General features: G+C 55.8%; 6 protein-coding genes and 1 rRNA gene. 6 read left to right on the top strand and 1 reads right to left on the bottom strand.

Features of this window, described 5'->3' with window-relative positions; genetic code table 11:
• The 5 genes from rrf to aceK form a co-directional block, all read left to right on the top strand.
• Window positions 1–82: ribosomal RNA gene (rrf, locus tag ACOTX3_RS18780) — 5S ribosomal RNA — on the top strand; the annotation flags it as partial.
• A gap of 175 nt (window positions 83–257) precedes the next feature.
• Window positions 258–1,187 (top strand): homoserine O-acetyltransferase MetA, encoded by a 930-nt coding sequence (gene metA / locus ACOTX3_RS18775; protein ID WP_013095021.1) that lies wholly within the window; start codon window positions 258–260, stop codon window positions 1,185–1,187.
• Between the two features lie 270 nt (window positions 1,188–1,457).
• Window positions 1,458–3,059 (top strand): malate synthase A, encoded by a 1,602-nt coding sequence (gene aceB, locus ACOTX3_RS18770; protein ID WP_013095022.1) that lies wholly within the window; start codon window positions 1,458–1,460, stop codon window positions 3,057–3,059.
• A gap of 32 nt (window positions 3,060–3,091) precedes the next feature.
• Entirely contained in the window at window positions 3,092–4,396 is a 1,305-nt protein-coding gene (gene aceA / locus ACOTX3_RS18765) for an isocitrate lyase (RefSeq protein ID WP_058678466.1), read from the top strand.
• Window positions 4,397–4,446: 50 nt separating this feature from the next.
• Entirely contained in the window at window positions 4,447–6,186 is a 1,740-nt protein-coding gene (gene aceK, locus ACOTX3_RS18760) for a bifunctional isocitrate dehydrogenase kinase/phosphatase (RefSeq protein ID WP_058678465.1), read from the top strand.
• A 68-nt stretch (window positions 6,187–6,254) separates the two neighbouring features.
• On the opposite strand, the gene iclR is transcribed toward aceK, so the two are convergent.
• Window positions 6,255–7,082, bottom strand: coding sequence for a glyoxylate bypass operon transcriptional repressor IclR (gene iclR / locus ACOTX3_RS18755; RefSeq protein WP_038980787.1), 828 nt, complete (start codon window positions 7,080–7,082; stop codon window positions 6,255–6,257).
• A 193-nt stretch (window positions 7,083–7,275) separates the two neighbouring features.
• Here iclR and metH point away from each other — a divergent pair, with 193 nt between their 5' ends.
• On the top strand, window positions 7,276–10,959 hold the full coding sequence (metH, locus tag ACOTX3_RS18750) for a methionine synthase (protein ID WP_058678464.1): 3,684 nt from the start codon (window positions 7,276–7,278) through the stop codon (window positions 10,957–10,959).
• Window positions 10,960–11,061: the final 102 nt, after the last annotated feature.

The following is an 11,061-nucleotide window of genomic DNA, read 5'->3' as shown; positions in this document are numbered from 1 at the left end:
CCATGCCGAACTCAGAAGTGAAACGCCGTAGCGCCGATGGTAGTGTGGGGTCTCCCCATGTGAGAGTAGGGAACTGCCAGGCATCAAATAAGAAGAACCCCGTACCGCAAGGTGCGGGGTTTTTTGCTTTTGTTTTCTCCCTCTCCTTGAAACTTTCTCACCTTAAGCTTGCAGACTCGACATTCACGCCAATTCTGGGTATCGTTGGCTGTCTGGATGTCTAAACGTTTATACGTATGCTGTGAGGATACAAGGTTATGCCGATTCGGGTGCAGGACGAGCTACCAGCCGTCAATTTCTTACGTGAAGAAAACGTCTTTGTGATGACCACTTCACGCGCGACAGGTCAGGAAATTCGCCCGCTGAAGGTGCTCATTCTTAATCTGATGCCGAAAAAGATCGAAACAGAGAATCAGTTCCTGCGCCTGCTTTCGAACTCTCCGCTCCAGGTGGATATTCAGCTGCTGCGGATCGATGCCCGTGAGTCGCGTAACACGCCTTCTGAGCATCTGAATAACTTCTACTGTAACTTCGACGATATCCGCGAGGAAAACTTTGACGGACTGATTGTCACCGGTGCGCCGCTGGGCCTGGTAGAATTTAATGATGTCGCCTACTGGCCGCAGATCAAACAGGTACTGGAGTGGGCAAAAGATCACGTCACGTCCACGCTGTTTGTCTGTTGGGCAGTACAAGCTGCGCTGAATATTCTCTACGGCATCCCCAAACAAACCCGTACCGAAAAACTCTCCGGCGTATACGAACACCACATTCTTCACCCTCATGCCTTGCTGACACGCGGGTTTGATGATTCGTTCCTGGCCCCGCATTCGCGCTACGCCGATTTCCCGGCGCAGCTGATTCGTGACTACACCGATCTGGAGATCCTGGCCGAAACAGAAGATGGCGATGCTTACCTGTTTGCCAGCAAAGATAAGCGTATTGCCTTTGTAACCGGGCATCCTGAATACGATCCACACACCCTCGCGGCAGAGTATTTCCGTGATGTCGAAGCGGGTCTCAATCCGGATGTGCCGTATAACTACTTCCCGAAAAACGATCCTCAGAACAAACCGCGAGCCACCTGGCGCAGTCACGGGAATTTGCTATTTACTAACTGGCTCAACTATTACGTCTACCAGATAACTCCATACGATCTGCGTCACATGAATCCGACGCTGGAGTAATCTTCTGCATAAAACGATCCTAAAGCGTTTCAGCTATTCACATCAGGCACCTTCGGGTGCCTTTTTTATTTCCGAAATTCAACTCAACATGCAATAAAACTTTAAATTCATATTAATCAATAAGTTGAAGTTAAATTGAATTTAAAATGGAAATTGTTTTTGATTTTGGAAAAAATAGAGATAGTCTTAATTCTGCTGAGCGAAAACTACACAACGATCTTTCGTTCGCATTGGGGATGTGAATTTGGATCTTTGATGAGGAGCAGAGTGATGACTCAACAGGCAACGACGGTCGATGAACTGGCCTTTACCCAGCCGTATGGCGAGCAAGAACAGCAAATTTTGACGGCTGAGGCGGTTGAATTCCTGACTGAACTGGTAACCCGCTTTACGCCGCAGCGCAATAAGCTGCTGGCTGCACGCATTCATCAACAGCAGGAAATTGATAATGGCAAGCTGCCTGGGTTTATTTCGGAAACCGCTTCCATTAGACGCGGCGACTGGAAAATCCGCGGCATCCCTGAAGATTTGCAGGATCGCCGCGTTGAGATCACTGGTCCGGTAGAGCGCAAAATGGTGATCAACGCCATGAACGCTAACGTCAAAGTCTTTATGGCGGATTTTGAGGACTCCCTGGCCCCGGACTGGCGTAAAGTGATCGACGGGCAGATCAACCTGCGCGATGCCGTTAATGGCACCATCAGCTATACCAACGAAGCCGGTAAAATTTATCAGCTGAAACCCAATCCGGCGGTTCTGATCTGCCGCGTACGCGGCCTGCACCTACCGGAAAAACACGTCACGTGGCGCGGAGAAGCGATTCCGGGCAGCCTGTTTGATTTCGCCCTCTATTTCTTCCACAACCACAAAAACCTGCTGGCAAAAGGCAGTGGCCCCTATTTCTACCTGCCGAAGACCCAGGCCTGGCAGGAAGCGGCCTGGTGGAGTGAGGTGTTCAGCTACGCGGAAGATCGCTTCAACCTGCCGCGTGGCACCATTAAAGCCACCCTGCTGATTGAAACGCTGCCTGCCGTATTCCAGATGCATGAAATCCTGCACGCTCTGCGCGATCACATTGTGGGTCTGAACTGCGGACGCTGGGACTACATCTTCAGCTATATCAAAACGTTGAAAAACCACCCCGATCGCGTACTGCCGGATCGCCAGGTTGTCACCATGGATAAACCGTTCCTCAGCGCCTACTCGCGCCTGCTGATTAAAACCTGCCACAAGCGCGGTGCCTTTGCGATGGGCGGCATGGCGGCCTTTATTCCGAGCAAAGACGCTGAGCGTAACAATCAGGTGCTCAACAAGGTGAAAGCTGATAAGGAGCTTGAAGCGCGTAACGGTCACGACGGCACGTGGATCGCCCATCCAGGCCTGGCCGATACGGCAATGGAAGTCTTTAACCACGTGCTCGGCGACAACAAAAACCAGCTGTTTGTCACCCGTGATGACGATGCCCCAATCGCAGAAGAGCAACTTCTGGCGCCGTGCTCGGGTGAACGCACGGAAGAGGGCATGCGTGCCAATATCCGCGTGGCCGTGCAGTACATCGAAGCGTGGATCTCCGGTAACGGCTGTGTGCCCATCTACGGTCTTATGGAAGACGCGGCGACGGCAGAAATCTCCCGTACCTCTATCTGGCAGTGGATCCACCATCAGAAAACGCTCAGCAACGGCAAGCCGGTGACCAAATCCCTGTTCCGCCAGATGCTGGCCGAAGAGATGCGCGTCATTCAGGACGAGCTGGGCGAACACCGCTTTAGCAGCGGACGTTTTGATGATGCCGCCCGCCTGATGGAGCAAATCACAACCTCAGATGACTTAATCGACTTCCTCACCCTGCCAGGCTACCGCCTGCTTGCGTAAATCCACCACATAACAATATGGAGCATCTGCACATGAAAACCCGTACCCAACAAATCGAAGAACTGAAGAAAGAGTGGACACAGCCGCGCTGGGAAGGTATCCGTCGCCCATACAGCGCTGAGGAAGTGGTGAAACTGCGTGGCTCGGTCAATCCGGAATGTACGCTGGCGCAAAATGGCGCGGCGAAGATGTGGCATCTGCTGCATGGCGGCTCCAAAAAGGGCTACATCAACAGCCTCGGTGCACTGACCGGCGGTCAGGCATTGCAGCAGGTGAAGGCCGGTATCGAAGCCATTTATCTTTCCGGCTGGCAGGTCGCGGCGGATGCCAACCTGGCCTCCAGCATGTATCCGGATCAGTCGCTCTATCCGGCAAACTCGGTGCCGTCGGTGGTGGATCGGATCAACAACACCTTTCGCCGTGCGGATCAGATCCAGTGGGCGGCAGGTATTGAGCCAAACGATCCGCGCTTTATTGACTACTTCCTGCCGATCGTCGCGGATGCAGAAGCCGGTTTCGGCGGCGTGCTGAACGCCTTTGAGTTGATGAAATCGATGATTGAGGCCGGTGCAGCGGCCGTACACTTCGAAGATCAGCTGGCCTCGGTGAAGAAATGCGGACACATGGGCGGCAAAGTGCTGGTCCCGACCCAGGAAGCGATTCAGAAACTGGTTGCTGCGCGTCTTGCCGCTGACGTGCTCGGCGTGCCAACGCTGGTGATTGCCCGTACCGATGCAGACGCGGCTGACCTGATCACCTCTGACTGCGATCCATACGACAGCGAGTTCATTACCGGCGAGCGCACCAGCGAAGGATTTTATCGTACCCATGCTGGCATTGAGCAGGCCATCAGCCGTGGCCTGGCGTATGCACCGTATGCGGATCTGGTCTGGTGCGAAACCTCCACGCCAGATCTGGCGCTGGCAAAACGCTTTGCCGATGCTATCCACGCCAAATACCCGGGCAAACTGCTGGCCTATAACTGCTCGCCGTCCTTCAACTGGCAAAAGAATCTGGACGATAAAACCATCGCCAGCTTCCAGCAGCAGCTGTCAGACATGGGCTACAAGTATCAGTTCATCACCCTGGCGGGGATCCACAGCATGTGGTTCAACATGTTCGACCTGGCGCACGCCTACGCGCAGGGCGAAGGCATGAAGCACTATGTTGAGAAAGTGCAGCAGCCGGAGTTTGCCGCGGGTAAAGAGGGCTATACCTTTGTTTCTCATCAGCAGGAGGTGGGAACCGGTTACTTTGATAATGTAACCACGATTATTCAGGGCGGCGTCTCCTCCGTCACCGCCTTAACGGGGTCAACAGAAGAAGCGCAGTTCTAATCTTTTCCCCCTCTCCCTTCTGGGGAGAGGGTTGGGGTGAGGGGGAATCTATGTCGCGTGGTCTGGAATTACTGATCGCACAGACTATTTTGCAGGGCTTCGATGCCCAGTATGGTCGTTTTCTGGAAGTCACCTCCGGCGCGCAGCAGCGCTTTGAGCACGCCGACTGGCATGCGGTCCAGCAGGCCATGAAGCAGCGTATTCACCTCTACGATCATCACGTGGGTCTGGTGGTGGAACAACTGCGCTGCATTACCGACGGTAAAAACCCTGACGCGGCATTTTTACTGCGCGTTAAGGAGCACTACACCCATTTGTTGCCAGACTACCCGCGCTTCGAGATTGCGGAGAGCTTTTTCAACTCCGTGTATTGCCGGTTATTTGACCACCGCTCATTATCTCCTGAGCGGTTATTTATTTTTAGCTCCCAGCCGGAGCGCCGTTTTCGCACCATTCCGCGCCCGCTGGCGAAGGATTTTTTCCCCGACCACGGCTGGGAGAAGCTCCTGCACCGCGTGTTAACAGATTTACCGCTGCGTTTGCCGTGGGAGAATAAAGCCCGCGATATTGGCTTTATCATCGCCCATCTCCACGAATCCTTTGGCGAAGAGGCTCTCAGCCAATGCCATTTGCAGGTCGCCAACGAGCTTTTCTACCGCAATAAAGCCGCATGGCTGGTGGGCAAGCTCGTGACGCCCTCCGCCACCGTGCCGTTTCTGCTGCCCATACACCGTACCGATGACGGCGAACTGTTTGTCGATACCTGCCTGACCACCAGCGCTGAGGCCAGCATTGTGTTTGGCTTCGCCCGCTCCTATTTTATGGTCTACGCTCCGCTGCCTGCCGCCCTGGTGGAGTGGCTGCGCGAGATCCTGCCGGGCAAAACCACCGCCGAGCTGTATATGGCGATTGGCTGTCAAAAGCATGCCAAAACGGAAAGCTACCGGGAGTATTTGCGTTATGTCACCACCGCCGATGAGCAATTTATCGAAGCGCCCGGCATTCGCGGCATGGTGATGCTGGTCTTTACGCTGCCGGGATTTGACCGGGTGTTTAAGGTCATCAAAGATACATTCGCGCCGCAGAAAGAGATGACCGCAGCGCATGTTCGTGCCTGCTATCAGCTGGTGAAAGAACACGATCGCGTCGGACGTATGGCGGATACGCAGGAGTTTGAAAATTTTGTGCTGGATAAGCGGCAGATCGATCCGGCTTTAATGACCCTGTTACTGCAGGAAGCACCGGCAAAAATCACCGATCTGGGCGACAAAATAGCGATTAGCCATCTATATATCGAGCGCCGTATGGTGCCGCTGAATATCTGGCTGGAACAGGCCGACGGTCAGGCTTTAAAAGATGCCATTGAAGAGTACGGCAACGCGATTCGTCAGCTTGCCGCCGCCAATATCTTCCCCGGCGACATGCTGTTTAAAAACTTCGGCGTGACCCGACACGGGCGGGTAGTGTTCTATGATTACGATGAAATTTGCTACATGACCGAGGTTAATTTCCGCGATATCCCGCCGCCCCGTTACCCGGAAGATGAACTCTCCGGCGAGCCGTGGTACAGCGTCTCACCGGGCGATGTCTTTCCCGAGGAGTTTCGCCACTGGCTGTGCGCCGACCCGCGTATTGGGCCATTGTTTGAAGAGATGCATGCCGATCTGTTTCGTGCCAGCTACTGGCGCGGACTGCAAACGCGGATCAAAAACGGGCATGTGGAAGATGTGTACGCCTACCGTCGTAAGCAGCGGTTTTGCATCCGGTTTTCTCCCTCTCCCGCAGGGTAAGGGCATCATGTTTTCTCCCTCTCCCTGTGGGAGAGGGCCGGAGTGAGGGCATCAGACCGCACTCAATCCTAGCGAATCCCACCATACGCCAGGGTGACCTCTTTCGCCGCCTTAATCACCAGCGCACCCAGCTCGGTGACGCGATCGTCGGTCATACGGGAAATCGGCCCGGAGATGGAGATGGCGGCAAACGGTTCGCGATGCTCGTCAAAGATACAGGCCGCAATGCAGCGCAGGCCCAGGGCGTGCTCCTCGTCGTCAAACGAATAGCCGCGCTTACGGGTTAACGCCAGATCTTCTTTCAGATGTACCGGTGAAACCAGCGTGGCGTGGGTATAGGCGTGCAGCCCTTTACGGTGCAGCAGCCCCGTCACCTGTTCCTCGCTCAGCTGCGACAGAAAGGCTTTCCCCGCGCCGGACGCGTGCATAGGCAGCTTACCGCCAATGGGAGCTGACATACGCATCAGCTGGGTACACTGTACCTGATCAATAATAATCGCCTGATGGTCGCTCTGGTCGAGAACGGCCAGATTCACGGTCTCGCCCGACTCTTCCATTAATTTGCGCAGGATAGGGTGCACAATCGCCAGCAGGTTGCGGCTTTGCAGGAAGCTGCTACCGACGATGAACGCATGGGCGCCGACTGCCCAGTGCCCGAGCTCGCCAACCTGACGCACAAAGCCAAGCTGTTGCATGGTAGTCAGCAGCCTGTGCGTAGTGGAGTTCGGCAAACCGGCCTGCTGGGCCAGCTCCGTCAGGGCCACGCTGCTGTGCGACTCGGCTATCCATTCCAGCAGCTTCAAACCGCGTGTAAGCGATTGAACCTGTCCGCCCTGTTGTGCGGCGGGGGGGGCAGCAGGTTTTCTGCCGCGTTTCGCGGGAACGGTCGTGACCATGACGATCTCCTTTTTCTGTATCGTGGAAATCATTTTCGTTTTATTTGGTGATTTTGCAACCGTTATCCTGACTGATCGGATGAGTGATAGTGAACATGTCTCATGTTACCGCCGTGTGACTTTTCCACCCTGCAAGATTGTGCCAGTATGGACCGCAGCCTTTTGGCCTGGTTGAGCGTTGTCGGGAGCAAGTGTGAGCAGCAAAGTAGAGCAACTGCGTGCGCAGTTAAATGAACGAATTCTGGTGCTGGACGGCGGCATGGGCACCATGATCCAGAGCTATCGCCTCAGTGAAGACGATTTCCGTGGCGAACGTTTTGCGGACTGGCCATGCGATCTCAAAGGTAACAATGACCTGCTGGTATTAAGCAAACCGCAGGTGATTGCGGATATCCACAACGCCTACTTCGAAGCGGGTGCGGATATCGTTGAAACCAACACCTTCAACTCGACAACCATCGCCATGGCGGATTACCAGATGGAATCCCTGTCGGCGGAGATAAACTATGAGGCGGCGAAGCTAGCCCGCGCCTGTGCCGACGCGTGGACGGCGCGCACGCCGGAGAAACCGCGCTACGTTGCCGGGGTGCTGGGCCCAACCAACCGCACCGCCTCTATTTCACCGGACGTAAACGACCCGGCGTTTCGTAACATCACCTTTGACCAGCTGGTGGCAGCCTACCGTGAATCAACCAAAGCGCTGGTGGAAGGCGGTTCCGACCTGATCCTGATTGAAACGGTTTTCGATACCCTCAATGCCAAAGCCGCGATTTACGCGGTGAAAGAGGAGTTCGAGGCGCTGGGCGTCGAGCTGCCAATCATGATTTCCGGCACCATTACCGATGCCTCTGGTCGTACCCTGTCCGGGCAGACCACCGAAGCGTTTTATAACTCCTTGCGCCACGCGGAAGCGCTCTCCTTCGGCCTGAACTGCGCGCTGGGTCCGGATGAGCTGCGCCAGTATGTGCAGGAACTGTCACGTATTGCGGAATGCTACGTCACCGCACACCCGAACGCCGGTCTGCCAAACGCCTTTGGCGAATATGATCTGGATGCGGACACCATGGCGGCGCAGATCCGCGAATGGGCCGAATCCGGTTTCCTGAATATCGTTGGCGGCTGCTGCGGTACCACGCCGGAGCACATCACCGCCATGAGCAATGCCGTGGCCGGTTTGCCGCCGCGTAAACTGCCCGAGCTGCCGGTTGCCTGCCGTCTCTCCGGCCTTGAGCCGTTGACTATCGGCGATGACAGCCTGTTTGTGAACGTTGGGGAACGTACCAACGTCACCGGTTCCGCTAAATTCAAACGCCTGATCAAAGAAGAGAAGTACAGTGAAGCGCTGGACGTTGCCCGCCAGCAGGTAGAAAGCGGCGCGCAGATCATCGACATCAACATGGATGAGGGGATGCTCGACGCCGAGGCGGCGATGGTACGTTTCCTCAACCTGATCGCCGGCGAGCCGGATATCGCTCGCGTGCCGATCATGATTGACTCCTCCAAATGGGAAGTAATCGAAAAAGGGCTGAAGTGCATTCAGGGCAAAGGTATCGTCAACTCCATCTCAATGAAAGAAGGGGTCGATATCTTTATTCACCACGCGAAGATGGTGCGCCGCTACGGCGCGGCCGTGGTGGTGATGGCCTTTGATGAAGTGGGCCAGGCGGACACCCGCGAGCGCAAAATTGAGATTTGCCGCCGCGCGTACAAGATCCTGACCGAAGAGGTAGGCTTCCCGCCGGAAGACATCATCTTTGACCCGAACATCTTCGCCGTCGCCACCGGGATTGAAGAGCACAATAACTACGCCCAGGACTTTATCGGCGCGTGTGAAGACATCAAACGTGAGCTGCCGCATGCGCTGATCTCCGGCGGTGTCTCGAACGTGTCGTTCTCGTTCCGCGGCAACGACCCGGTACGTGAAGCGATCCACGCCGTATTCCTCTACTACGCCATCCGCAACGGGATGGACATGGGGATCGTTAACGCCGGACAGCTGGCGATTTACGACGATCTGCCCGCAGAACTGCGCGACGCGGTGGAAGATGTGATCCTCAACCGCCGTGACGACGCCACCGAGCGGCTGCTCGATCTGGCAGAAAAATACCGCGGCAGCAAATCGGACGACGCTGCCAACGTCCAGCAGGCCGAGTGGCGTAGCTGGGATGTCAAGAAGCGGCTGGAATATTCGCTGGTAAAAGGCATCACCGAGTTTATCGAGCAGGATACCGAAGAGGCGCGCCAGCAGGCCGCCCGGCCCATCGAGGTTATCGAAGGGCCGCTGATGGACGGTATGAACGTGGTGGGCGATCTGTTCGGCGAGGGCAAAATGTTCCTGCCGCAGGTGGTCAAGTCCGCGCGCGTAATGAAGCAGGCCGTGGCGTATCTGGAGCCGTTCATCGAAGCCAGCAAAGAGCAGGGCTCCAGCAACGGTAAAATGGTTATCGCCACCGTGAAGGGCGACGTGCATGACATCGGAAAGAACATTGTCGGTGTGGTGCTGCAGTGCAATAACTACGAGATTATTGACCTTGGCGTAATGGTGCCGGCGGATAAAATCCTCAGGACCGCGCGCGAAGTCAATGCTGACCTGATTGGCCTTTCGGGGCTGATTACCCCGTCGCTCGACGAGATGGTTAACGTGGCGAAAGAGATGGAGCGTCAGGGCTTCACCATTCCGCTGCTGATTGGCGGGGCGACCACCTCAAAAGCACATACTGCGGTGAAGATTGAGCAGAACTACAGCGGCCCGACGGTCTATGTTCAGAACGCCTCGCGCACCGTGGGCGTGGTCTCAGCGCTGCTCTCCGACACCCAGCGCGATGACTTTGTGGCCCGGACCCGCAAAGAGTACGAAACCGTCCGCATTCAGCATGCCCGCAAGAAACCGCGCACCCCACCGGTGACACTTCAGGCGGCGCGCGATAACGATCTGGCGTTTGACTGGGCGAGCTATACGCCGCCGGTTGCCCATCGCCTGGGCGTGCAGGAGGTGACCGCCAGCATCGAAACGCTGCGCAACTACATCGACTGGACACCATTCTTTATGACATGGTCGCTGGCGGGCAAATATCCGCGCATCCTGGAAGATGAGGTTGTCGGCGAAGAGGCGAAGCGCCTGTTTAAAGACGCTAACGACATGCTCGACAAACTCAGCGCCGAGAAAGCCCTTAACCCGCGCGGCGTGGTGGGGCTGTTCCCGGCTAACCGCATGGGCGACGACATCGAAATTTATCGCGATGAGACGCGCACTCACGTGCTGACCGTAAGCCATCACCTGCGCCAGCAAACCGAAAAGGTCGGGTTTGCCAACTACTGTCTGGCCGATTTTATTGCGCCGAAACTGAGTGGTAAAGCCGACTACATCGGTGCCTTCGCCGTGACCGGCGGTCTGGAAGAGGACGCCCTGGCGGACGCCTTTGAAGCGCAGCACGATGATTACAACAAAATCATGGTCAAAGCGATTGCCGATCGTCTGGCGGAAGCGTTCGCAGAGTATCTGCATGAGCGCGTACGCAAGGTTTACTGGGGCTACGCGGCGAATGAAAATCTCAGCAATGAGGAGCTGATCCGCGAAAACTACCAGGGGATCCGCCCGGCACCCGGCTACCCGGCCTGTCCGGAACATACCGAAAAGGGCACCATCTGGCAGCTGCTGGACGTTGAGGCCCATACCGGAATGAAACTGACCGAATCTTTCGCGATGTGGCCTGGGGCATCGGTATCCGGCTGGTACTTCAGCCATCCGGACAGCAAATACTTTGCCGTGGCGCAGCTGCAGCGCGATCAGATTGAAGATTATGCACTGCGTAAAGGCATGAGCGTCTCTGAAGTGGAGCGTTGGTTAGCGCCGAATCTCGGCTACGACGCCGACTGACCGTCACTTTTCCTTACAACTAACAGGGCGCTCATTGAGCGCCCTGTCTCTTTCTTACGTTTAAACCCTTATACTGACCTAAGGAAAACGAATAACGTTAAG

Source organism: Enterobacter cloacae complex sp. IR5384, from assembly GCF_049237265.1.
In the GTDB taxonomy this organism is placed as follows: Bacteria; Pseudomonadota; Gammaproteobacteria; order Enterobacterales; family Enterobacteriaceae; genus Enterobacter; species Enterobacter cloacae.
This window is presented reverse-complemented; position numbering and strand designations above follow the sequence as displayed.

Coding starts and splice junctions, on each gene's coding strand:
- metA (WP_013095021.1), top strand. CDS start 258: ATGCCGATTCGGGTGCAGGACGAGCTACCAGCCGTCAATTTCTTACGT.
- iclR (WP_038980787.1), bottom strand. CDS start 7,082: ATGGTCACGACCGTTCCCGCGAAACGCGGCAGAAAACCTGCTGCCCCC.
- aceB (WP_013095022.1), top strand. CDS start 1,458: ATGACTCAACAGGCAACGACGGTCGATGAACTGGCCTTTACCCAGCCG.
- aceA (WP_058678466.1), top strand. CDS start 3,092: ATGAAAACCCGTACCCAACAAATCGAAGAACTGAAGAAAGAGTGGACA.
- aceK (WP_058678465.1), top strand. CDS start 4,447: ATGTCGCGTGGTCTGGAATTACTGATCGCACAGACTATTTTGCAGGGC.